The organism is Pseudochrobactrum albidum, assembly GCF_051851455.1.
Classification (GTDB): Bacteria; Pseudomonadota; Alphaproteobacteria; order Rhizobiales; family Rhizobiaceae; genus Pseudochrobactrum.
In genome coordinates this window covers 394,797-417,178 of sequence record NZ_JBPVTR010000023.1, presented here as the reverse complement: position 1 = coordinate 417,178, position 22,382 = coordinate 394,797, and the positions used below count along the sequence as shown (strand labels likewise).

Annotated in this window: 23 protein-coding genes; 6 read left to right on the top strand and 17 right to left on the bottom strand. The window is 52.5% G+C overall.

Features of this window, described 5'->3' with window-relative positions:
- Positions 1-271 precede the first annotated feature (271 nt).
- The gene (locus tag ACSTTO_RS10970) at positions 272-1,396 is read left to right on the top strand and encodes an NAD(P)/FAD-dependent oxidoreductase (RefSeq protein ID WP_439273221.1); all 1,125 of its coding nucleotides are present in this window, start codon (positions 272-274) and stop codon (positions 1,394-1,396) included.
- Between the two features lie 136 nt (positions 1,397-1,532).
- On the opposite strand, the gene ACSTTO_RS10965 is transcribed toward ACSTTO_RS10970, so the two are convergent.
- On the bottom strand, positions 1,533-1,778 hold the full coding sequence (locus ACSTTO_RS10965; RefSeq protein WP_439273220.1) for a hypothetical protein: 246 nt from the start codon (positions 1,776-1,778) through the stop codon (positions 1,533-1,535).
- 275 nt (positions 1,779-2,053) lie between these two features.
- The gene (metH, locus tag ACSTTO_RS10960) at positions 2,054-5,809 is read right to left on the bottom strand and encodes a methionine synthase (RefSeq protein ID WP_439273219.1); all 3,756 of its coding nucleotides are present in this window, start codon (positions 5,807-5,809) and stop codon (positions 2,054-2,056) included.
- Between the two features lie 345 nt (positions 5,810-6,154).
- Between metH and ACSTTO_RS10955 the strand changes: the two genes are divergently transcribed.
- Complete coding sequence (locus ACSTTO_RS10955) at positions 6,155-6,619, top strand: BA14K family protein (RefSeq protein ID WP_439273218.1); 465 nt, start codon at positions 6,155-6,157, stop codon at positions 6,617-6,619.
- 95 nt (positions 6,620-6,714) lie between these two features.
- On the opposite strand, the gene ACSTTO_RS10950 is transcribed toward ACSTTO_RS10955, so the two are convergent.
- The 14 genes from ACSTTO_RS10950 to rph form a co-directional block, all read right to left on the bottom strand.
- Positions 6,715-6,960: a hypothetical protein gene (locus ACSTTO_RS10950; protein WP_439273217.1), complete on the bottom strand. Its 246-nt coding sequence runs from the start codon at positions 6,958-6,960 to the stop codon at positions 6,715-6,717.
- A gap of 198 nt (positions 6,961-7,158) precedes the next feature.
- Positions 7,159-7,452, bottom strand: a complete 294-nt coding sequence (locus ACSTTO_RS10945; RefSeq protein ID WP_439273216.1) for a Dabb family protein — start codon at positions 7,450-7,452, stop codon at positions 7,159-7,161.
- 98 nt (positions 7,453-7,550) lie between these two features.
- Positions 7,551-7,898, bottom strand: a complete 348-nt coding sequence (locus ACSTTO_RS10940; protein WP_439273215.1) for a 2Fe-2S iron-sulfur cluster-binding protein — start codon at positions 7,896-7,898, stop codon at positions 7,551-7,553.
- A 145-nt stretch (positions 7,899-8,043) separates the two neighbouring features.
- On the bottom strand, positions 8,044-8,583 hold the full coding sequence (locus tag ACSTTO_RS10935; RefSeq protein WP_439273214.1) for a DUF934 domain-containing protein: 540 nt from the start codon (positions 8,581-8,583) through the stop codon (positions 8,044-8,046).
- Entirely contained in the window at positions 8,580-9,323 is a 744-nt protein-coding gene (locus tag ACSTTO_RS10930; protein ID WP_439273213.1) for a phosphoadenylyl-sulfate reductase, read from the bottom strand. Before ACSTTO_RS10930 ends, ACSTTO_RS10935 begins: the two co-directional genes overlap by 4 nt.
- Positions 9,313-10,983 carry a nitrite/sulfite reductase gene (locus tag ACSTTO_RS10925; protein ID WP_439273212.1) on the bottom strand — a complete coding sequence of 557 codons (1,671 nt, stop codon included), beginning with the start codon at positions 10,981-10,983 and terminating at the stop codon, positions 9,313-9,315. Before ACSTTO_RS10925 ends, ACSTTO_RS10930 begins: the two co-directional genes overlap by 11 nt.
- A 48-nt stretch (positions 10,984-11,031) precedes the next feature.
- The gene (locus tag ACSTTO_RS10920) at positions 11,032-11,331 is read right to left on the bottom strand and encodes a DUF2849 domain-containing protein (protein WP_439273211.1); all 300 of its coding nucleotides are present in this window, start codon (positions 11,329-11,331) and stop codon (positions 11,032-11,034) included.
- 61 nt (positions 11,332-11,392) lie between these two features.
- A complete protein-coding gene (gene cysG, locus ACSTTO_RS10915; RefSeq protein WP_439273210.1) occupies positions 11,393-12,838 on the bottom strand; it encodes a siroheme synthase CysG in 1,446 nt (481 codons plus the stop codon).
- Positions 12,839-12,969: 131 nt separating this feature from the next.
- Positions 12,970-13,344, bottom strand: coding sequence for a YraN family protein (locus tag ACSTTO_RS10910; protein WP_439273209.1), 375 nt, complete (start codon positions 13,342-13,344; stop codon positions 12,970-12,972).
- Positions 13,341-14,228 (bottom strand): 16S rRNA (cytidine(1402)-2'-O)-methyltransferase, encoded by an 888-nt coding sequence (rsmI, locus tag ACSTTO_RS10905; protein ID WP_439273285.1) that lies wholly within the window; start codon positions 14,226-14,228, stop codon positions 13,341-13,343. Before rsmI ends, ACSTTO_RS10910 begins: the two co-directional genes overlap by 4 nt.
- A gap of 69 nt (positions 14,229-14,297) precedes the next feature.
- Positions 14,298-15,473, bottom strand: a complete 1,176-nt coding sequence (gene hemW, locus ACSTTO_RS10900; RefSeq protein WP_439273284.1) for a radical SAM family heme chaperone HemW — start codon at positions 15,471-15,473, stop codon at positions 14,298-14,300.
- A gap of 59 nt (positions 15,474-15,532) precedes the next feature.
- Positions 15,533-16,192, bottom strand: a complete 660-nt coding sequence (gene rdgB, locus ACSTTO_RS10895) for an RdgB/HAM1 family non-canonical purine NTP pyrophosphatase (protein WP_439273208.1) — start codon at positions 16,190-16,192, stop codon at positions 15,533-15,535.
- Between the two features lie 11 nt (positions 16,193-16,203).
- Positions 16,204-16,617: a VOC family protein gene (locus tag ACSTTO_RS10890; protein ID WP_439273283.1), complete on the bottom strand. Its 414-nt coding sequence runs from the start codon at positions 16,615-16,617 to the stop codon at positions 16,204-16,206.
- A 143-nt stretch (positions 16,618-16,760) separates the two neighbouring features.
- Complete coding sequence (rph, locus tag ACSTTO_RS10885; RefSeq protein ID WP_439273207.1) at positions 16,761-17,477, bottom strand: ribonuclease PH; 717 nt, start codon at positions 17,475-17,477, stop codon at positions 16,761-16,763.
- Between the two features lie 227 nt (positions 17,478-17,704).
- Between rph and hrcA the strand changes: the two genes are divergently transcribed.
- The 3 genes from hrcA to ACSTTO_RS10870 all read left to right on the top strand — a co-directional run bounded on the left by hrcA (position 17,705) and on the right by ACSTTO_RS10870 (position 20,333).
- Positions 17,705-18,790, top strand: coding sequence for a heat-inducible transcriptional repressor HrcA (gene hrcA, locus ACSTTO_RS10880; protein WP_439273206.1), 1,086 nt, complete (start codon positions 17,705-17,707; stop codon positions 18,788-18,790).
- 102 nt (positions 18,791-18,892) lie between these two features.
- The gene (gene grpE / locus ACSTTO_RS10875; RefSeq protein WP_439273205.1) at positions 18,893-19,543 is read left to right on the top strand and encodes a nucleotide exchange factor GrpE; all 651 of its coding nucleotides are present in this window, start codon (positions 18,893-18,895) and stop codon (positions 19,541-19,543) included.
- Positions 19,544-19,673: 130 nt separating this feature from the next.
- Positions 19,674-20,333, top strand: a complete 660-nt coding sequence (locus tag ACSTTO_RS10870) for a trimeric intracellular cation channel family protein (RefSeq protein WP_439273204.1) — start codon at positions 19,674-19,676, stop codon at positions 20,331-20,333.
- A 75-nt stretch (positions 20,334-20,408) separates the two neighbouring features.
- Here the strand turns inward: ACSTTO_RS10870 and ACSTTO_RS10865 are convergent, their stop codons facing one another.
- Positions 20,409-21,428, bottom strand: a complete 1,020-nt coding sequence (locus ACSTTO_RS10865) for an adenosine kinase (RefSeq protein ID WP_439273203.1) — start codon at positions 21,426-21,428, stop codon at positions 20,409-20,411.
- Positions 21,429-21,625: 197 nt separating this feature from the next.
- On the opposite strand from ACSTTO_RS10865, the gene ACSTTO_RS10860 reads away from it, so the two are divergent.
- Positions 21,626-22,351, top strand: coding sequence for a sulfate transporter family protein (locus tag ACSTTO_RS10860; protein WP_439273202.1), 726 nt, complete (start codon positions 21,626-21,628; stop codon positions 22,349-22,351).
- Positions 22,352-22,382: the final 31 nt, after the last annotated feature.

The following is a 22,382-nucleotide window of genomic DNA, read 5'->3' as shown; positions in this document are numbered from 1 at the left end:
TTCCATATATTGCAGCCATGCCATTGGAATAATGGCATAAACCAGAATTGAACTGGCCTTATCCTGCCTAAAACCCACAAAGATGAGAAAGGATGAAATCTTGAAGTTACACGGCTAATGTCATTTTCATTGCGCTATTATTGCAGCTAGTGGAATGCTGTTCTCACATGTGCAAAACCTGCCATAATACAGGACAGTCCTGTTCTTTTTGCTTGGCTTGCGCATTGCCAGCCGTCATAACTGCAACGGTTATTTGATTGCGGGGAGACTGATGGAAAAAATTGCTTGTGTTGTTGCAGGCGCTGGCGTTGTTGGGCTGGCCATCGCGCGTGAAATGGCGCTGCACGGTTTTGAAACACTGGTGCTGGAAGCCGAAAATATGATCGGCACGCAAACATCCTCGCGCAATTCTGAAGTTATTCATGCAGGCATATATTATGAGCCCGGCAGCCTGAAAGCACGGCTTTGTGTTGAGGGCAAGGAGCGGCTTTATGCTTATGCGCAGGCGCAGGGCATTGCGCATAAACGCTGCGGCAAGCTCATTGTTGCCACATCTGATAGCCAATGTGCAGCCCTTGATAACATTGCCGCCCGCGCTGCGGCCTGCGGCGTGCATGATTTGCAAAAAATGGATGCAGATGCAGTGCACGCGCTTGAACCCTCCATCCGCGCAAAAGCGGCTTTATTCTCCCCTTCCACCGGTATTATTGATAGCCACGCACTGATGCTGAGCTTGCAGGGAGATGCAGAAAATAACGGTGCTGCCATTGCCTTCAACACAGAGATTATGCGTATTAAGCATATGTCCGGCGGTTTTTGCATCACCACCCGTGACCGTGAAAGCGGTGAGGAATTCACATTGCTGGCAGAGTGTTTCATTAATGCTGCAGGCCTTGGCGCACAAACTATTGCCTCCAACACAGAAGGCTTATCGGCGAAATTTGTGCCGGAGCTTTACCTTGCAAAAGGCAATTATTTTTCTGCGACCGGTAAGAATCCGTTTTCGCATCTGATTTATCCGGTGCCGGAAGACGGCGGGCTTGGTGTTCATCTGACGCTGGATCTTAACGGACAGATGCGATTTGGCCCTGATGTGGAATGGCTTGAGCAAGGCAGCTCAGCCGTCAATCCTGATTATTCTGTCAACCCGCAACGGGGCGAGCGTTTTTATGCTGCCATCCGCAGCTATTGGCCGGACTTGCCGGACGGTGCCTTGCAGGCAACCTATAGCGGCATCCGCCCCAAACTCAGCGGCAAAGGCGAAGCAGCCGCCGATTTTTATATTTCCGGCCCGCAACAGCATGGAATAGAAGGATTGGTAAATCTGTTTGGCATTGAGAGCCCGGGGCTCACTTCCAGCATGGCCATTGCAAATTATGTCAATGGTCTGATCTAGAGCATTTCAGCTTTTTAATCAGAAAACACCGCTCTACCCGATTAAAAAGGCATAAATATCTTGCGATATTTATGCCTTGCATTCAAAAAAACTACCTTCAACCGGATGGGAAATCCGGCATTCCGGTCTTTTAAAATTATTTTTTAGTCTGTTTGGCTGCTGCCTTTTTTGCCGGCTGCTTGGTCGTTTTATGGAGAGCGGCTTTTTTGCCCTTAACAGTCTTATGGGCAGCGGCCTTTTGTGTCATGGATTTCTGTGCCTTGGCGACAGCAGAGGTTTTCTGTGTCTGAACGGCAACAGGGGTTGAAGCGGAAGATGCAGCCTGTGCGGCGACAGGAGCGATCATACCAAGGGCAGCAATTGCAATAATAAAGCGTTTCATAATGAGTGACCTTATAGCTGCAGACAGCGGCATTCGCTGAAACAGCTCAGCATTTTAAACACCGGTGAATCTGGTGCAATCCATTGATTGCGCAACGGAAATATCACCCAATCAAGCTGAACGACAGATGAACAAAATTTATAAAAAGATGAAATATATCGCGAGGAAAAATATTTTTATTGTAAAAGAAAAACTCCTTACCGGCAGGCGCCGCAGTTTTTTATTCAATCGCTGCGCCTGCCCTGTCATAAATGCCCTATATAATGCACTATTGCTCAGGCATCAGGCATATAATTAAGAATCGGCCCCAACCAGCGTTCCACTTCTTCCACGGGCATATTTTTGCGCGCGGCATAATCCTGCACCTGATCACGCTCAACCTTGGCAACACCAAAATAATAGCTCTCCGGATGGGAAAGATAGAGCCCCGATACGGAAGAGCCGGGCCACATTGCAAAACTTTCTGTCAGCTCCACACCTGTGGTTTTTGTAGCATCCAGCAGGCGGAACAAGGTGGTCTTTTCCGTATGATCCGGTTGTGCGGGATAGCCTGGCGCCGGACGGATACCGGCATAGGGCTCGCCTATCAATTGCTCGGGTGTAAAATTTTCCTCCCCGGCATAGCCCCAGAACTCCTTGCGCACACGCTCATGCATGGCTTCTGCAAATGCTTCTGCAAAACGGTCAGCCAAGGCTTTGACGAGAATAGAGGAATAATCATCATTGGCGCGCTCAAAACGCTCAGCAATTGCCACTTCCTCAATGCCGGCAGTGACCACAAAGCCGCCAATATAATCGGCCTTTCCGCTGTGTTTTGGCGCAACAAAATCTGATAACGCCACATTCGGGCGGCCGTCACGTTTGGATAATTGCTGCCGCAGCGTATAGAATATATCCATAAGTTCCTGACGGCTGTCATCCTTATAAAGATGAATATCATCCCCTTCTGCATTTGCAGGCCAGAAACCTATAACGGCACGGGGGGCAAACCATTTTTCATCAATGATTTTTTTGAGCATGGCCTGCGCATCTTCATAAAGCTGGCGCGCGGCAGCGCCTTGCTTCTCATCCTCTAGAATTGCAGGAAAACGCCCCTTGAGTTCCCAAGTCTGAAAAAACGGCGTCCAGTCAATATAACGTGACAATTCTTCCAGATCATAGGTCTCAAAGACTTTTGTCCCGAGAAAAGCCGGTTTTGGCGGCTGATAGTTTCCCCAGTCCAGCTTCTGTGCATTTTCACGGGCGCGCGCAAGCGGCAAACGCTTCTTCTCTGCCTCACTACGCTCATGAGCAGCCGTTACTTTGGCATATTCCGCGCGAATATCGGCAATATAGCTGTCTTTCTGCTCCGGCGACAAAAGCTGCGACACGACGCCGACCGCCCGGCTGGCATCGAGCACATAAACAGCCTGACCACGCTGATATTTGGGATGGATTTTAACGGCTGTGTGCACACGGCTTGTTGTGGCTCCGCCAATCAGCAAGGGCAGGTCAAAACCCTCACGCTCTATTTCTGATGCCACATGCACCATTTCATCCAGAGATGGTGTGATGAGACCGGATAATCCGATCATATCCACTTTCTCCTCACGGGCGACCTGTAAAATCCTTGCCGCAGGCACCATGACGCCAAGATCAATAATCTCATAATTGTTACAGGCCAGCACAACACCAACAATATTCTTGCCGATATCGTGCACATCGCCCTTAACCGTTGCCATGAGAATTTTACCGGCACTCTGGCTTTCTTCCCCGCCATTCTGTGCTTTTTCCGCCTCCATATAAGGCAGCAGAACCGCCACGGCCTGTTTCATCACACGGGCAGATTTCACCACCTGAGGCAAAAACATCTTACCAGAGCCAAACAGATCCCCCACCACATTCATACCGGCCATTAACGGCCCTTCAATCACATGCAGCGGGCGCTCGGCATTTTGACGCGCCTCTTCCGTATCAACCTCAATATATTCAGTAATACCGTTGACCAGTGCATGTTCAATGCGTTTTTCAACACTCCATTCACGCCAGCTCAGATCTTTTTCCTGTGCGCTCCTGCCTGTTACCCCCCGGAAACGCTCTGCCAACTCCAGCAGGCGCTCAGTTGCATCACTGCGCCGGTTCAGCACCACATCTTCACAGGCCTCACGCAGTTCCGGCTCAATGGTTTCATAAACCGCAAGCTGGCCGGCATTTACAATCCCCATATCCATTCCAGCCTGAATGGCATGATAAAGAAACACCGCATGCATTGCCTCACGCACCGGCTCATTGCCGCGAAACGAGAAAGACAGGTTGGAGACACCACCGGAAATATGCACATGCGGCAGGGTTTTTGTGATTTCTCTGGCTGCATTGATAAAATCATTGCCGTAATTACTATGCTCCTCAATACCGGTAGCCACAGCAAAAACATTAGGATCAAAAATGATATCTTCCGGCGGGAAACCAACCTTTTCGGTGAGAATTTTATAGGCACGGGTGCAGATCTCGACCTTGCGTTGCTGCGTATCTGCCTGTCCGGCCTCATCAAAGGCCATCACCACAACGGCAGCACCATAGGCGCGCACCAGTTTGGCATGATGGATAAAAGCCTCCTCCCCCTCTTTCAGCGAAATAGAATTAACCAGTGATTTGCCCTGCACGCATTTCAGGCCGGCTTCAATAACCTCCCATTTGGATGAGTCGATCATTATCGGCACCCGGGCAATATCCGGCTCTGCAGCCAGAAGGTTGAGAAATTCAACCATCACTTTCTGGCTGTCGATCAGGCCTTCATCCATATTGATATCAATAATCTGCGCCCCGTTATTAACCTGATCACGGGCAACATCGAGCGCCGCGGTGTAATCACCCGCGGTAATCAATTTGCGAAAGCGCGCAGAACCGGTAACATTGGTGCGCTCACCAATATTCACAAACGGAATATCCCTGGTCAGTGTAAAAGGCTCAAGGCCGCTCAAACGCATCAATGGCGCCAGTTTTACAATCTTGCGCGGTTCATATTTGCGCACGGCTTCAGCAATTGCGGTAATATGCTCCGGTGTGGAGCCACAGCAGCCCCCCGTCACATTAACCAGCCCCTCACGGGCAAAATCCTCCATCTGCGCGGCCATAACATCCGGCGTTTCATCATAGCGGCCAAATTCATTTGGCAAGCCGGCATTGGGATAGGCGCACACAAAAGTATCCGCCACATTGCTCAGTTCTGCCAGATGGGCGCGCATGGCATTGGCACCGAGCGCGCAGTTCAGCCCGATGGTAAAAGGGCGGGCATGGCGCAGCGAATACCAGAAAGCCGTCGGCGTCTGACCGGAAAGGGTGCGCCCTGAGAGATCGGTGATTGTGCCGGAGATCATCAAAGGCAGGCGAATGCCTTTTTCTGCAAAAACCTGTTCACAGGCAAAAACGGCTGCCTTGGCATTGAGCGTATCAAAAATGGTCTCAATCAGGATAATATCCGAGCCGCCATCAATCAGACCATTGATCTGCTCGGCATAGGCAATGCGCAAATCATCAAAAGTCACAGCGCGGTAACCCGGATTATTCACATCCGGCGACAAGGATGCCGTGCGGTTTGTGGGCCCGAGGGCACCTGCCACAAAACGGCGGCGCCCGTCCTGTTGCTGTGCCCGCAAGGCTGCACGACGGGCAAGGCGGGCGCCATCACGGTTCAGCTCATAAACCGCTGCCTCCATGCTGTAATCCGCCTGAGCAATAGAGGTGGAAGAAAATGTATTGGTCTCAAGAATATCAGCGCCGGCCATGGCATAGGCATAATGGATATTTTCAATGGCCTGCGGCTGGGTCAGCGTGAGGAGGTCATTATTGCCCTGCAAATGGCATTCACAGCCGGCAAAACGTGTGCCGCGAAAGTGCTCCTCATGGAAACCAAGCCCCTGAATCTGCGTGCCCATAGCGCCATCGAGAATGAGGATTCGTTCCCGTGCCGCTTTTTGCAAAGCACTGAAAACTTCCGCCCCATCCTGCTTTTCCGCGACCGAGCCAAACAAATTATCCAGTGAAGCGCCCATGATTTATCCTGCCTTTTCTTCCGATAAGTTGACTTGATGACATAAACATATCTTTATGTCAAACATGGGCGCACATAAAATATAGCGCAGAAAATCCTCACCCCAAATGCAGAAATGTTATGATTTGTGAAAGCCGCAACGCCATAAAGGTGCAGACAGCGCATTTCCAAAAAGCACAAGTCATGTTGTGTTCATGTCTTACAGGCTAGGCTGTTCCATTCCTGAACTGTGCCTTTTTCATCAAAGGCGCGAATTCCGGAGCCTTTACGCGCCAAAAACGAGAACAGTTTTGCGCATTTATACTGCGGAAAACTATTCTTGACCTGACCTGAGGAGACAATAAGGATGAGAAAGCTGGTTTCGTATTTCACCACAGCCCTCGCAGCAATAATAATGGGGCTTTTGTCCTTTAGTCCCGCCACACAGGCGCAATCAGCCCCATCGGCTCACATGACAATCTCGCCGGACGACAATGCGCGGCAGGGGATGATCCGTCACACACAATATTATTCCGAACGTCATTCTTCAAAACGCCGGAGCCACCGCCATGGCCACTGGAGACATCACCGCCCCTATTACCGGCCCTATTACCGGCCTTACCACAAGCCTTATTACCGGCCCTATTATCAACCGCACTATCGCTATTACCGCCCGGCACCGCCACGCTATTACCGCGAGCGGGTTATTCGCCCCGGGCGCAATGCCCATATCAACTGGTGCTATAATCGCTACCGCTCCTATCGTGCATCCGACAATACATTCCAGCCCCATTACGGCCCGCGGCGGCAGTGTTATTCGCCCTATATCTAGGCCTTAATTCGCATGGAATGAAAAACGCCGCCCTTTTGAGGCGGCGTTTTATCCAAAGTGACAATGATATAACTATTGCGGCACTTATCGCGGCTTTACTTGACATAAGCCGTAATTGAACCGGCAACCAGAAGAATGGCTGCGGCAATCAGCGCACCATAAACTCGCGGTTTGTCAAGCAAAACGGCAAATGCAGAGAACCAGGCAACAATGGCCGCGCCCAGAGCAAATAAAAAGCCCGGCTTGTTATAAACTACCAGATGCACCGTCATCAGCGCACCAATAATAACTGCGCCGAAGACAATCATCATGCTCATGGCATATTTTTCATAATCGTCCATATGCATTTCCTATATACAAACCGGTTCTGTAAACCGGAAACCGGCTCTCAAACAGCCTGACTGAATTCAATATCCGTCAATGCGCACACTATGCCTGACTGCTTGTCATCGCAATAACAGACAATCATTATTTTCAGAATTCTTCAACCGCTGATCATTGGCCGTGGTATAAAACCCAATATTCTTTTGCAAATTATCTCAGGCGATAGTTGATGTAAAATCCGCAGAAAACCGCAATTCACGCAACGGGCGCACAGCCTGTGTGGTTGCATCATAAATCGGATGCGCCTTGAAAGCCGCCAGCGCCGCCTCATCACGGAATTCACCGTAAACCACCAGATCAATCCTGTCACACATAGGATCAACCTTGCTATTGGCAACCACTTCAAAACATTCTGAATGCGGAATCGTGGCCAGAGCACGCAGGCGGCGACATACATCCTCCACGTCCTGATCTTTCTTGACGCTGAAAAATACAATATGCCGTATCACGAGTCTTTCCTAACCAGTCACTGCAATGAATGTCAGGCTGTCTACCATACAGACACTGGATAAGTCATCTCAATTCAGGGTGAAAATACACTTAAGCCTCAGGCAGCTTCACGATCTGCTTCGGTGCCGGGCGCAAGGCGCACTTCCAGCCCGTTCAGCGCCGGTGTCATAATAATCTGGCACGACAGGCGGGAATTATCCTCAACATGGAATGTCTGATCCAGCTGATCCAGCTCTTCATCCTGCGGGGCATAAAGCTTTTCCGCCCATTCCGGTGTAACATAGACATGGCAAGTGCCGCAGGCACAGGCGCCGCCGCATTCCGCCTTGATATTCAGCCCCCAGTCACGGATAACCTCCATAATGCGAAAGCCCTCAAGAGCCTCCAGCGTATGACGTTCACCTTTTTGATCCGTTACATGAATGAGAAGTGTATCAGAACTCACAACAATGCCTTTTAAACAGCCAAGACGTGGGATGACATAATGCTAGATAATGTTTCTGCCCCATAAAACAAGCATTATTCCTGCCTTACCGCCTATCAGTGATAAAATAACAGGATTTGCGGCGCGGGGCGATGCGAAAACCTGTTCATATCGCCTGCCGCCGCCAGCTATAGCCTGCCAGAGGCTGCTCTGCCCCCAAAACCGCCCCTGCGGCCGGTTGATAATAGCGGCCGCTATCATGCAGCTCTCCGGCAAGAAGACGCTGCAATGTCAATTCATCACCGATCTCCAGCGCATCAAAACCTGCCCGCAGCATGGCACTGACCTGATCAATATGCACAGCGCCCATTGCCCTGATTTCACCGCCAAATCCATAATGAGAGCGCAGACGCACCGCCTTGGAAAATGACCTCCCGTCATTAAAGGCCGGAAAATTCAGCCCGATCATTTCTACAAGCGTCAAATCCGCAAGCAGGCTGTCCAGTACCTCACCGGCTTCCACCCGCACACCAATACGGATATTGCAGCTATGCAGACCGGCAGCACGAATCTGCGGCCAGAGCGTCAATGGCACAATCACCGCATTATGCCCCGCCATATCTTCAACAGCCTCAACAGGGGTAAAAATATCTGTGGTCACACCGGCGCGTGTCCAGAGCACAGGCACATTTGCAGTTCCCGTCATGGTTGTGCCCCCTTGTTATTTTGCGGTGTTAGATAATGCTCAAGCCCGCTTAGATGAATGCCGCACTCCGTTTTGCCTGAGCCTGACCAGCGCCCTGCCCGCTGATCTTCCCCCTCATCAACCGGCCGCGTGCATGGCATACAGCCAATGGAGCGATAGCCCTGCCCTGCCAGAGGATGCGTCGGCAAATGATGCTTTTGGCGATAGGCCTCCAGTTGCTGCGCGCTCCAGCGGCTCAAAGGATTGATGCGCACACGCTGCCCGACCAGTTCAAACACCGGCAGATCGCGCCGTGTTGCCGCCTGAAACTGCTTGCGCCCGGTAAACCATGCCTGAAATGGTGCAATGCCTTGCGCCAGAGGCTGTGTCTTGCGCAGATCGCAGCAGCAATCCTTATCTGTAAGGCACAAAGCGCCCAGCGGATCATGCGCCTTCAATGCCGCACTATCAGGCAGCAGGTCGCGCACATCAGTCAGCCCCAGTTCCTGCACCAGTTGCGCCTGATAGCGCAATGTTGCCGGAAAATGCTTGTTGGTTTGCAGAAACAAAACCGGCAGGGATGGCAATTGCTGTGCAATCATATGCAAAAGCACCGCAGAATCCGCCCCGAAAGAAGAAACTGCCGCCAGTCCTGCGCCAAACTCCTCTATTGCCGCCGCGATAATGGCGGTTGCATCGGCCTCACTATAAAGCTGATTAAGCTTATGCACTCTGGCACAAACCGGCTGTTCAGGCTGCATGGAGTGTCTCCCCGTAAAGTGCTTCTTTGAAAGGTTTGGCTCCAAGGCGGCGATAGGCTTCAATAAAGCTCTCCTGCGGGTTAAGCCGCAAATCAAGATAGGTATTGACCACTGTCTCCACCGCATCCACCACATCGTCAGAAGAAAAACCGCGCCCGGTAATATCGCCAATGGCGGCCTGTTCATCCCCCGAGCCGCCAAGAGTGATCTGATAGAGCTCCTCGCCCTTTTTCTCCACGCCAAGAATGCCGATATGGCCAACATGATGATGGCCGCAGGCATTGATACAGCCGGAAATCTTAATCTTCAGATCGCCGATTTCCTCCTGCCGCGCCTGACTGGAAAAACGCTCGGAAATGCGCTGCGCCACCGGAATAGAACGGGCATTGGCAAGGGCGCAATAATCAAGGCCGGGGCAGGCAATAATATCCGTGATCAGTCCTGCATTGGCTGCGGCAAGCCCTGCCTGCCGCAATTGCCCGAAAAGTGCGGGAAGATCAGCCATTGCCACATGGGGCAGCACCAGATTTTGCTCATGACTGACGCGGATTTCGCTTTGTGAAAAACGCTCGGCAAGATCAGCCACAATATCCATCTGATCAGCGGATGCATCGCCCGGAATTTCACCAACCGCCTTGAGCGAGATTGTCACCACACCATAATCAGGATGTTTATGCGCCGTTACATTGCGCGTGACCCATGAGGCAAAGGCCGCATCATTTTTGCCTGCAGCAGCAACCAGCCCGTGTCCCTCTGCCCGTTCCGGCAAACGGGGGGCGGCAAAATAGGCATTAATAGCTGCAATATCTGCTTCCGGCAGCTTCAGATCACTGTTCCTGATAACCTGCCACTCGGCTTCAATCTGGTTTTTAAGATCTTCAATTCCGGTTTCATGCACCAGAATTTTAATGCGTGCTTTATATTTATTATCACGACGCCCATGGAGATTATATACCCGCACAATAGCTGTAATATAGGATAGCAAATCTGCTTCAGGCAGAAAATCACGCACTTTTTTGGCAATCATCGGTGTGCGCCCCTGCCCGCCGCCAATATAGACTGCAAAGCCACGTTGCCCCTGACCATCCTCTTTTAAATGCAGGCCAATATCGTGCACCTGAATGGCCGCACGATCCCGCACAGAACCGGTTACCGCAATTTTGAACTTGCGGGGCAGATAAGAAAATTCCGGATGCAGGGATGACCATTGCCGCAAAATCTCCGCATAGGGGCGCGGATCAGCCACCTCATCGCGTGCAGCGCCGGCAAAATGATCCGCCGTTACATTGCGGATGCAATTGCCTGATGTTTGAATGGCATGCATCTCCACGGTTGCCAATTCTTCCAAGATGGTTGGAATATCAATGAGCCTTGGCCAGTTGAACTGCAAATTCTGCCGCGTGGTGAAATGCCCATAGCCGCGATCATAGATACGGGCAATATGCGCCAATTTGCGCATCTGCCTGGAAGACAGGGTGCCATAAGGAATGGCAATGCGCAGCATATAGGCATGGAGTTGCAGATAGACGCCATTCATCAGGCGCAATGGCTTGAAATGCTCCTCACTTAACGCGCCGTTCAGGCGGCGCGCCACCTGATCACGAAATTGCGCAACACGGGCAAATACAAACTCCCGGTCAAACTCATCATAACGATACATGCAATCCGCCTCCGCCCTGTGCAATCAGCCTTGTGCAATCCATGCCTTTTATCCGGCCGCGGGATGCAGCCGCACCAGCGGCGTGATCGTGGGGCCGGACAAGCGGATACGCTCGCGCAGACGCAGCGGCACAAGCTGATCGCCACGTTCCTCCACATCAACCAGATTAATATCCACCACCTCATCAAGAAGGCTGGCCTGCCTGCCTGCCGCCTCCAGCGCCGCAACCGCTTCAGGATGGCGTGCAAGCAATGCACCCCGGATAGAACTTGCCCAATGACCATCTGCAGCCAGCCAGACCGAAACACCGTCTGCCAGACGGTTGGCACTGAGAACCTTGCCTGTCATGATGCTTTCTCCTTTTTACCAGTCTGCAAAATATGTTGCGCCGCTTTCATAAACCTGCACATCAGGCAGGAACCTTCGCCTGTGCTGCAAGCGGGCGCGCGCCATCAAGCGAGGCACCGGCAACCGCATCCCCGATAATCACCATCACAGGGCCGGTCATTGCGCCTTGCAGTGCTTTATGATGTTCCAGATGTGCCAGATCCTTTAATAATCCGTGCAGCATAACGCGTTCTGCCCGCCCGGCATTTTCCACCACAGCCACGGCAGTATCTTCATGCAAGCCCGCACCGATCAGCCGTTTTGCCACAGAGGCGGCAACACTTGCCCCCATATAAACAGCAATTGTTGCACCGCTTAAGCTCAGCCGCGCCCAGTCTGGCAGCACATCTCCGGCCATATCATGGCCGGTTGTAAAAATCAGGGATGAGGCAACACCGCGCAATGTCAGCGGCAAATGCATATCTGCCGCTGCCGCCAGTGCCGAGGTAATGCCCGGCACCACGGAAAAAGCAACATTAGCAGCGCGCAAAGCAGCCATTTCCTCCCCCGCACGGCCAAAAATCAGCGGATCACCGGATTTAAGCCGCACAACACGCCTGCCCTGAAGTGCCAAATCAATCAGCAATGCATTGATTTCGCTTTGTGTTTTGGAATGGCAGCCTTTGCGTTTACCAACCGCAATGCGTTCAGCATCGCGCCTGCCCATGGCAACGATTTGTTCCGGCACCAGCGCATCATAGAGAATAATATCGGCCTGCATCAAAAGGCGCTGCGCACGCAAGGTCAGCAAATCTTCTGCGCCGGGGCCTGCGCCAATCAGCCAGACATATCCGGCGGATATGTCTGGTTCTTCCAGTGCATGATCAGCCAGTTGCCGCGCTGCTTCAAGGTCGCCGCGCTCAACGGCCTGCGCCACAGCGCCATTGAAAAAACGGTTCCAGAACTGCCGCCGCACACGCCCCTGCGCCAATATATGTCCGGCCTTTTCACGGTAATCCGCCGCCAGTTGCGCCAGAGCGCCAAGACGGGGCGAAAGTGCGGCACTGATTTCACGGCGCAATTTTTGCGCCAATACCGGCCCTGCCCCTTCTGTACCGATTGCAATAGCCACCGGCGCGCTGGCAACCAGAGCCGGCGTGAAAAAATCGCACAGATGCGGCCTGTCAACCACATTGACCGGAATATGCCGCGCCCTGATTTGTGCAACAAGGGCTGCATCACGCGCTGCATCCCCGCTTGCAACAAAGGCAAGCCTGACACCGGTAAAATCATTATGCTGCAAAGTGCCTGTGCGCAGGGAATAGCCGCCATCCAGCACAAACTGAATGAGATCGGGCTGCGGCCTGTCTCCCTCCGGCACAATAATGCGGATCTGTGCCGTGGTTTCAGCAACAAGCCGCGCTTTATTCAATGCTTCCAAGCCACCGCCAACAATCAGTATGACGGCATTTTCCACTCGGAAAAAGGCCGGAAAAGCCGTTAATCTGGTTTGCTTGGCGGGCATCATCGGTAACTTTCAAGACTATTAAAAGATAATGCCGAGTATCTCCCATTGTATAAAAACAGATAAGAAACAGGCTTGTCTGCGGATGACAGACATCCGCATCACTTTTCCGTATTTCTCAAATTTCGTGAAATTTAGTTCCGGAAGCTCACTGCCGCCGGTATATGCACCGGAAAGCGGCGCGGCAAAACCGCGACGAGATCAAACCGCAAAAACAATTTATCATAATCCGGCTGGCGTGTCAGCCAATGATCGGCAGCCGCCTCAATGCGCTGCAAATTTGTACGGCTCACAGCCTCCATTGCCGCCTCAACAGAATGCCGCGCCTTCACCTCGACAATCAGCACCAGCCGGCCGCGTCTGGCAATCAGATCAATCTCGCCAAAACGGGTTTTGTAACGCCGCTCAACAATGCGAAACCCCTTCAGCATCAAAACCAGCGCAGCCAGACGTTCCGCCCTTATTCCGCGAGAAAATGCCCGTTGTTTTTTCTCGCGCGCTGTCTTCATCTGTTCTGCGCTTTCAGGCTCATAAGGCGCTGATAAAGCTCACCTTTCGCCTTGCCGGTCATGCGCGCCGCCTCACCGGCAGCTCTGGACGGGGAAAGCTCCTGTGCAAGAGATACCAGCAATGCATCAAGCTCCTGCCCGCTCACCGCTACGCTTTTTTGCAGCGGCGCACCAACAAGCAACACCACCTCACCGCGGATGCGATCCTCACCATCATATTGTGCGCATAATTCGCCCAAAGTTGATGTTGAAAAGGTTTCATAGGCTTTGGTCAGTTCCCGGCACAGGGCTGCAGGGCGATCAGCGCCAAAAACGGCAGCCATATCCTGCAATGTACCAGCCGCACGATTAGGGGATTCAAAAAAGATCAGCGTTGTATCAATAGCCTTATAGGTTTCCAGCCTGTTGCGGCGCTGCCCTTGTTTTGGCGGTAAAAACCCGCAAAACATAAAACTGTCTGTGGGCAGGCCGCTGGCCATCAAGGCCGCCATAACCGCAGAGGCACCGGGCACCGGCACAATCTTATAACCGGCATTGCGTGCCTCCTCCACCAGACGATAGCCCGGATCGGAAACCAGCGGCGTTCCCGCATCAGAAACAAGCGCCACGCTCTTGCCCTCTGCCAGCGCCTCCAGAATTTTTGCTCCTGCCTCAGCGGCATTGTGCTCATGATAGGCAAATGGGCGTCGGGAAATAGCATAATGATTGAGCAATATACGGGTAACACGCGTATCCTCACAGGCCAGCATATCGCATGATGCCAGCACTTCCAGCGCGCGCAGGCTTATATCACCAAGATTGCCTATTGGCGTGGCGACAATATAGAGTGCAGGCTCTGCCGGACGGGCGCGAAATGTTTTTCCGCCCACTACAAATTCACGCATTTCCTGCCAATTGTCTTCCACAACAAATCCCTGTTCCAAATGCTTCCGTTTTTCACAAGTGCCAAGGCTTCAGGCTGTCAATTCGGCAACCAGCCTGTTGAGCAACAAAGCGCCATCCGGCGTTGCGCGCAAAAACCGTTGATCACGCAATTCCAGCAGATTTTGCTCTTTAAGCTGTTCCAGACGCGGCAAATTCAGGCCGTGACCGGTCAGTCTCTGATAGCGGTTGAGATCAACCCCCTCTCTCAGCCGCAAGCCCATCATCAGAAATTCATCCCCCTCCTGCTCTGCGGTCAGATATTCTTCCTCTGTAATACCGTGTCCGCATCCTTCCACCTTTTCAAGCCAGGTTTCAGGATGTTTTTCTGTAATGGTGACGGTGCGAACACCATTTTCACGAAAACGGCCATGAGCGCCGGGGCCAATACCCGCATATTCACCATAGCGCCAATAGACCAGATTATGCTGCGACTCACGCCCTTTTACCGCATGGTTGGAAATTTCATAGGCAGGCAGGCCCAGCGCCTCGGTCACAGCCTGAGTTTCTTCATAAAGGGCTGCAGCATGATCAGGCTCCGGAGTGGTCAGTTTTCCTGCCTTCCAGAGATTATAAAATTGTGTTCCCTCCTCAATTGTCAGCTGATAGAGTGACAAATGATCAGCGGCGAGCGCCACCGCCTCACGCAATTCCGCATTCCAGTCAGCAATGTCCTGATCAGGGCGGGCATAGATAAGATCAAACGACAGACGCGGAAAAATCTCCCGCGCCAGATGAATTGCCGCCTTGGCCTCATCCACAGAATGCAGCCGGCCAAGCCGTTTCAAATCACGGTCATTCAGTGCCTGCACACCAAGCGACACACGATTGACACCAGCCGCCCGATATCCGCGAAAACGATCTGCCTCCACACTGGTCGGATTGGCCTCCAGCGTTACTTCAATATTCTCGGCCACAGACCAGTATCCCGCAATACCATCCAGCAATGCCCCCACTGTCTGCGGCTGCATTAATGAGGGCGTGCCACCGCCAAGGAAAATGCTGGTCACAATGCGCGGGCCGGTACGTGCACGCAAATTTGCCATCTCCGCCAGAAAACCGCGTGCAAAGCGCGGCTGATCCACCGGCTGATGCCGCACATGCGAATTAAAATCGCAATATGGGCATTTGGCCATGCAAAACGGCCAATGCAGATAAATACCGAAAGCATGATCGCCATCTGCCTGAAAAATTGGCAGCGGATCCATTGCAGCCGGGCCGCCAAGGGGCTGATGACCGGCTAATCCGGTCGCAAAAGGCGCCTGCATCAGCTTGCATCCATTGTGACGCTACCAAGTTTTGCACCGGCAAAAAGCTGAAAGGCACGGGCGCGATGGGACAATGCTTCCCGATCACCTGGTTTCCAGCCGTGTTTTTCCTGTGCTGTCATCTCACCAAAAGTCTTGTCATAGCCATCCGGCAGAAACAGAGGATCAAAACCAAAGCCATCTGACCCGCGCGGGCTGACCACCTGCCCCTGCACCTCGCCACGGAAATATTCCGCATGGCCATCAGGCCAGCACAGGCAGATAACAGAAACAAACCGCGCCTTACGCTGTTGCGGCTGCAATGCGCCTTTTGCTGCCAGCCTGTCCAGAACCTTGCCCATTGCCATATCAAAATCACGGCGGCCATCAGGCAATTCCGCCCAATTAGCTGTATAAACACCCGGTTCACCGCCAAGCGCATCCACCATCATGCCGGAATCATCCGAAAGTGCAGGAAGGCCGGTGGCTTTTGCCGCGGCATAGGCTTTGATATAGGCATTTTCCTCAAAAGTTGTGCCTGTTTCATCCGGCTCCGGCAAACCAAGCTCTCCGGCGGACTGGGTTTCAAAGCCAAACGGCCCGATCAGATCGGCAATTTCCCGTAATTTGCCGGCATTGTGGCTTGCAACAACCAGTTTACCTTTTTCAAGCTCTCTCATATTATTTTCCATTATCCGGCTTTCGTCCATAATTTCGGTTCAGCAAATTCCAGTGAATTACCGGAAGGGTCGCGGATGTAAAGCGAATGTGCGCCATTGGGCCAATCAAATTCCTGCTCAATGGCAATGCCATGTTGCAAAAAATGCCGGCGCCAGGCGGCAATTTCCGCGCGGGTTGCGGCAAAACACATATGGCCAGCACCGGTTGCCCCATGCGGCGGTACCGGCAGAGCACCTTCAGGCACCGGTTTTACGGTTTCCCGCGCATTAAAAAGCAGCAAAACACCTGCACCACAGCGGAAGAATGCATTGCGCTGATTATAGGGCAAGGCCAGTTCCAGCCCGAGAATATCCCGGTAAAACAACACAGCCTCTTCTATATCGCGCACATAAAGAGCTGTTTCCAATATGGAGCGAGGCTGCAATTGCTGCATAGTGGCTACCCTCCCGTTGATCTTGATCAGGGAATAAAGTCCGCCTTCTGCGACAAGAAGGCGGACTATATAATCCGCTTACAGTAAAAACCCTGCCGCTATAGGCAGAAGAAGCGGGAAAACGGCCTGATCAATCAGGCTACCGCCATTTTCTGCAGATCTACCAGGCGTTTGATACCATTGCGCGCCAATTGCATCAAAGCGGCAAATTCCTCGTCTGAAAACGGCTCGCCTTCCGCAGTGCCCTGCACTTCCACAATACCGCCGCGGCCGGTGATCACAAAATTGGCATCGGTCTGGGCGCCCGAATCTTCCGGATAATCCAGATCAAGCACCGGCACACCTTCATAAATACCGCAGGAAATAGCCGCCACATGGTCTTTGAGCACCTTATCCGCCCTGATCATCTGGCGGGCTTCCATCCAGCGCAGGCAATCATAAAGCGCAACCCAGCCGCCGGTAATTGCCGCCGTGCGGGTGCCGCCATCAGCCTGAATAACATCGCAATCCACGGTAATCTGATATTCGCCCAAAGCCTGCATATCAACAACAGCACGAAGAGACCGGCCAATAAGGCGCTGAATTTCCTGAGTGCGCCCGCCCTGCTTGCCGCTTGCAGCCTCACGGCGCATACGATCACCGGTCGAACGCGGCAGCATGCCATATTCCGCAGTTACCCAGCCTTTACCGCTATTGCGCATCCAGGCCGGCACTTTTTCTTCCAGGCTTGCAGTGCAAAGCACATGCGTATCGCCAAATTTAACAAGGCAGGAGCCTTCAGCATGTTTGGAAATACCGCGTTCAAAAGAGACAGCACGCATTTCGTCCGGAGCGCGTTTGGATGGACGCATGGATTTTCCTTTTAAAAACAAAGCTGCCGGCAATCATAGCCACAGCCAAATAATGATAAGATCATGCCTTATGCAAGATATATGCCCTGCTTCTAAGCCTGAACAGGCCAAATTTAAAGGGAAAACATATTATTGTCTGACAAACAATGGCATTCCCCTGTGCCATCCCCCTTTGCCTGCACAGCACAATATCCTATATATTGCCTGTGAACGGAGCAAATGAACGAATGAAGAGATCAGAGCGCGCTGAGAATATGCATGCCCCTTTACAGGTGCTGGATCAGCGGTCGCGCGATATTTTCCAGCGTATTGTTGAGAGCTATCTTAATGATGGTGAGCCTGTCGGCTCGCGCAATTTGTCGCGTTTGCTGCCACTCTCCCTGTCGCCGGCCACAATCCGCAATGTTATGAGCGATCTGGAGCATCTGGGGCTGGTTTATGCCCCGCATGTTTCTGCCGGACGTATGCCCACCCAATTGGGCTTGCGCTTTTTTGTTGATGCATTTATGGAAGTCAGTGATCTGCCTGCGGCCGAGCGCAACAGTATTGAACATCAGGTTCGCGCCGCGGGGCATCATAATTCCGTTGAACATGTATTGACAGAGGCAAGCCAGATCCTCTCCGGCCTGTCACGCGGTGCGGGGCTGGTGCTGGCCACCAAAGCGGAAGGCGCTCTGAAACATATTGAATTTGTACGCCTTGACCAGACGCGCGCGCTGGCGGTGCTGGTAACCCAAAACGGTGATGTGGAAAACCGTATCATCGATCTGCCTGCCGGTGTCACCGCATCACAGCTGATTGAGGCCAGTAATTTCCTCAACACCCATATTCACGGGAAAACACTGGCGGAAGCCCGCAGCCAGATTGAAAATTCAAGAGAAGAAATACAACAGGCGCTGGATACCCTGTCCCGACATCTTGTGGAACAGGGGCTGGCGGTATGGAGCGGCGTTGCCGGCGATCAGCAAACGAGGCTGATTGTGCGCGGGCGTTCCAATCTGCTGGAAAATATTTCCGCACAGGATGATCTGGAGCGGTTGCGGCTGCTTTTTGATGACCTTGAGACCACGGAAGGTATGCTGCAATTGCTTGATCTGGCAGAGGCAGGCTCTGGCGTGCGCATTTTTATCGGCTCGGAAAACAAGCTCTTTTCCCTGTCAGGCTCATCGCTGGTGGTGGCTCCCTATCGCGATTCAGAACAAAGGGTGGTTGGCGCATTGGGCGTTATAGGCCCCACAAGGCTCAATTATGCCCGCATTGTGCCGATGGTTGATTATACCGCTTCTCTGGTCTCGCGCCTGCTGGGGCGGTGAGAATATTATACCGCTATTTTGCCGGGAGGTGAGATGTGGTCTTGATTTTCAGCACACAAACATCGATATCCCAGACAATATGATTCAACACGGAAGAGAAGAATGGCTGACGAAAAGAAAAACGGCGAAACACCAGATCTGGAACAGCGCGACATCAACAATCCGCGCGACCGGGAAGCTCTGAAACGTGCCGCTGATGATTTTCTGAAAGCGCGCAAGGACGAGGCTGTTGCCGAGGCTGCGGAAGATGATAAAAACGCAGAAGATGCTGCCAATCCGCTGGCTGAATTGCAGGTGGAAAACAATGCCCTGAAAGACCAGATCCTGCGTCTGGCTGCCGATATGGAAAATCTGCGCAAGCGCACCGCCCGTGAAATTCAGGATGCACGCACCTATGCAACCACCAATTTTGCACGCGATATGCTCTCGGTTTCGGATAATCTGCGCCGCGCGCTCGATGCCATCCCTGCCGATGCGCTGGCTGATGATACGGGGCTGAAAGCACTGGCCGAAGGTGTGGAAATGACCGAACGCGCCATGCTTAATGCATTGGAGCGCCATGGCGTTACCAAACTCTCGCCGGAAGGGCAGAAATTCGACCCGAATTTCCATCAGGCCATGTTTGAAGTACCAAATACCGAGGTACCGAATAATACCGTGGTTGAGGTTGTGCAAACCGGTTATGCGATCGGCGACCGTGTTCTGCGCCCTGCTATGGTCGGCGTTTCCCGCGGCGGGCCAAAAGCCGAATAAACAAACCTTCCCTGCACTGCAGGGTAATACACTATGAAAACGGATGCAGATTTATCCTGCATCCGTTTTTTTAATCAAAATCCGGCCAATATGCATCAAAACAGGTTACACTTCCGCAACGGAGAAAATTATGACGCTCATTGATGTGCTCGATTACGGGGGCGTCTTTGTTTTTGCCGCAACCGGTGCGCTGGCCGCATCGCGTTGCCGTCTGGATATTATCGGCTTTATCTTTCTAGCCAATATGACTGCTGTTGGCGGCGGCACAGTGCGCGATCTGGTTTTGGGTAACACGCCGGTTAACTGGGTGCGCGAACCGTTCTATCTTCTGGTTGGCACCAGTGCTGCCGCTTTGGTCTATTTTACCGCACACCGCTTTGAATCCCGCTACCGGCTTTTATTATGGCTTGATGCTGTAGGCATGGCGATGTTCAGCGTGATGGGGGCTGAAAAAGCCCTGCAACTTGGCTTTAATGCCTGGGTTGCAATTGTTGCCGGTGTTTTTACCGCAACTCTTGGCGGTGTCATGCGCGATATTATGGCAGGGCAACCATCGGTGCTGATGCGCCGTGAAATTTATATATCGGCGGCTTTGGCCGGCGCCTGCTGCTTTGTAGGGCTTGAGGCAACCGGCGCACCGGCGCTTGTTTCGGTTCTCAGCGGCGCAGGTCTTGCCTTTCTTATCCGCGGCGGGGCGCTGCAATATGGCTGGATGCTGCCCGCCCATAAAGCACGACGCGGGCGCACGGAAGAAGAGCTGAAACGCGACGGCATTATGCGCGACGAATAGACAGGGAGCACAGGCTCCCTGCAATACTTTATGAAAACGGCAAAATATTAGCGGCAGGCGGGAGGCCGGCCATAATTATGTTTTCAGCAGGCCAGCCTGCGCGGCAATATCTTTAAGATTATTTTGCGGGCGCGGACCGATCTGCTGAATGACAATACCGGCTGCAAGCGAGCCGAATCTGCCGCAATCTTCCAGATTATAGCCATTGGTATAGCCATAGAGAAAACCGGCGGCATAAAGATCGCCGGCACCGGTTGTATCAACCAGCGCATCAATCTCGATAGCCTCAACCCGAACAGTCTCATTGCCGCGCATGATGACCGAGCCCTGCTCCGAGCGGGTTACCGCTGCCAGCTTGCAATCAGCACGCAAAGCCTCAAGCGCGGTTTCAAAAGATGCGGTCTGATAAAGTGACTTCACCTCCGCCTCATTGGCAAACACGATATCAACAGTTCCCGAACGCATCAGATCCAGAAACTCATCGCGATAACGATCCACACAAAAAGGATCAGACAGGGTCATTGCCACTTCACGCCCATGTTCATGGGCAATTTTGGCCGCCAGCAAAATCGCCTCCTTGGCACGTGGCGGATCCCACAAATAACCTTCAAAATAAGTCACTTGTGCTGCACTTACCTTGGAGCTTTCAATATCCTCAATGCTCAGCTCCACACAGGCGCCAAGATAGGTATTCATCGAACGCTCACCATCCGGTGTTACAAAAATCATGGAGCGGGCGGTCGGCGCACCATCCTGCAGCGGCGGCGTATCAAAAGCCACGCCCTGCCCGCGAATATCATGTGCATAGACCTTGCCAAGATGATCCAGCGCAACCTTGCCAAAATAGGCAGAACGCCCGCCAAGACTGGCAATGCCTGCCGCCGTATTGCCGGCACTGCCTCCGGATGTCTCAATGGCCGGCCCCATGCGCGCATAGAGCAGCTCCGCCCGCTCACCGTCAATCAGGTTCATGGCACCTTTGATAATGCCATTTTCGACCAGAAAATCATCTTCCGTACGGGAAATAATATCGACAATCGCATTACCGATACACAATACGTCATATTTGGCGACAGAAATGGTCTTTACTCCCATATAGATCTCGCAAAGACGGCAGCATCATGCTGCCGCACATCATTGCCCCTCATCAGCTTTAATCGCTGAAACACTTTTTTTCCAGAGTCCGGCGCAGATTTGATCCCTGTAAATTTTGCACCTTGCCATATATAACAGGGCTACCTATCTGAAATCATAACGCTCAAACCGGCCGGATTTACAATAACGGAGCCTGAATGATCCTTTCTGCCGCCCTTGCAGCATTATACCGCCTGCCCACTGCGGAATTTCGCTCTGTCTTATGGAAGTCACTCGGGCTGACATTTCTGGCACTGATCGCGTTATGGGCTTTGCTGCGGCAGCTTTTTTTCTGGCTGGCCTGGCCGTGGTTTGAAACCATATTGCCCACAATGCCGGACTGGACAAGCTGGCTTGGCCTGTTTGCCGCTATTGCGGCAGGGCTCCTTCTTGCGCTTTTACTGGCTTTTCTGATTGCGCCGGTAACAGCCCTTGTTGCAGGCTTGTTTCTTGATGATGTGGCAGAGATTATCGAGCGTGAGGATTACAGCAATGACCCCGCGGGCACGCCGATGCCCGTCATTCATTCTGTCATTTATTCTCTCAAATTTTTGCTGATTGTGCTTCTTGGCAATTTTTTGGCACTCTTAATGCTGCTGATACCGGGCGTGAATCTGATCGCTTTTTTCATCGTCAACGGCTATCTTCTTGGGCGGGAGTTTTTTGAATTTGCCGCTATGCGTTATCGCGGTGAATCCGGCGCCAAAGCTTTTCGCGCACAGCACCGCATCACCATATTTATGGCCGGTCTGGTGATTGCCGCTTTTATGGCTGTGCCATTGTTAAATTTGCTGACACCGCTTTTTGCTGCTGCCATGATGGTGCATCTGCATAAAGCTTTGAGCGGCAAAAAACCGTCTCATGCGCTCCCCTCCCCCTTATAGAACAGGCCGCCATCTGCACGATATATCAAAC

What these genes read in the sequence shown, in the direction of transcription:
- ACSTTO_RS10970 (WP_439273221.1), top strand. Translation starts at nt 272, where the DNA reads ATGGAAAAAATTGCTTGTGTTGTTGCAGGCGCTGGCGTTGTTGGGCTG.
- ACSTTO_RS10965 (WP_439273220.1), bottom strand. Translation starts at nt 1,778, where the DNA reads ATGAAACGCTTTATTATTGCAATTGCTGCCCTTGGTATGATCGCTCCT.
- metH (WP_439273219.1), bottom strand. Translation starts at nt 5,809, where the DNA reads ATGGGCGCTTCACTGGATAATTTGTTTGGCTCGGTCGCGGAAAAGCAG.
- ACSTTO_RS10955 (WP_439273218.1), top strand. Translation starts at nt 6,155, where the DNA reads ATGAGAAAGCTGGTTTCGTATTTCACCACAGCCCTCGCAGCAATAATA.
- ACSTTO_RS10950 (WP_439273217.1), bottom strand. Translation starts at nt 6,960, where the DNA reads ATGGACGATTATGAAAAATATGCCATGAGCATGATGATTGTCTTCGGC.
- ACSTTO_RS10935 (WP_439273214.1), bottom strand. Translation starts at nt 8,583, where the DNA reads ATGACGGGAACTGCAAATGTGCCTGTGCTCTGGACACGCGCCGGTGTG.
- ACSTTO_RS10930 (WP_439273213.1), bottom strand. Translation starts at nt 9,323, where the DNA reads ATGCAGCCTGAACAGCCGGTTTGTGCCAGAGTGCATAAGCTTAATCAG.
- ACSTTO_RS10925 (WP_439273212.1), bottom strand. Translation starts at nt 10,983, where the DNA reads ATGTATCGTTATGATGAGTTTGACCGGGAGTTTGTATTTGCCCGTGTT.
- ACSTTO_RS10920 (WP_439273211.1), bottom strand. Translation starts at nt 11,331, where the DNA reads ATGACAGGCAAGGTTCTCAGTGCCAACCGTCTGGCAGACGGTGTTTCG.
- cysG (WP_439273210.1), bottom strand. Translation starts at nt 12,838, where the DNA reads ATGATGCCCGCCAAGCAAACCAGATTAACGGCTTTTCCGGCCTTTTTC.
- ACSTTO_RS10910 (WP_439273209.1), bottom strand. Translation starts at nt 13,344, where the DNA reads ATGAAGACAGCGCGCGAGAAAAAACAACGGGCATTTTCTCGCGGAATA.
- rsmI (WP_439273285.1), bottom strand. Translation starts at nt 14,228, where the DNA reads ATGCGTGAATTTGTAGTGGGCGGAAAAACATTTCGCGCCCGTCCGGCA.
- hemW (WP_439273284.1), bottom strand. Translation starts at nt 15,473, where the DNA reads ATGGATCCGCTGCCAATTTTTCAGGCAGATGGCGATCATGCTTTCGGT.
- rdgB (WP_439273208.1), bottom strand. Translation starts at nt 16,192, where the DNA reads ATGAGAGAGCTTGAAAAAGGTAAACTGGTTGTTGCAAGCCACAATGCC.
- rph (WP_439273207.1), bottom strand. Translation starts at nt 17,477, where the DNA reads ATGCGTCCATCCAAACGCGCTCCGGACGAAATGCGTGCTGTCTCTTTT.
- hrcA (WP_439273206.1), top strand. Translation starts at nt 17,705, where the DNA reads ATGAAGAGATCAGAGCGCGCTGAGAATATGCATGCCCCTTTACAGGTG.
- grpE (WP_439273205.1), top strand. Translation starts at nt 18,893, where the DNA reads ATGGCTGACGAAAAGAAAAACGGCGAAACACCAGATCTGGAACAGCGC.
- ACSTTO_RS10870 (WP_439273204.1), top strand. Translation starts at nt 19,674, where the DNA reads ATGACGCTCATTGATGTGCTCGATTACGGGGGCGTCTTTGTTTTTGCC.
- ACSTTO_RS10865 (WP_439273203.1), bottom strand. Translation starts at nt 21,428, where the DNA reads ATGGGAGTAAAGACCATTTCTGTCGCCAAATATGACGTATTGTGTATC.
- ACSTTO_RS10860 (WP_439273202.1), top strand. Translation starts at nt 21,626, where the DNA reads ATGATCCTTTCTGCCGCCCTTGCAGCATTATACCGCCTGCCCACTGCG.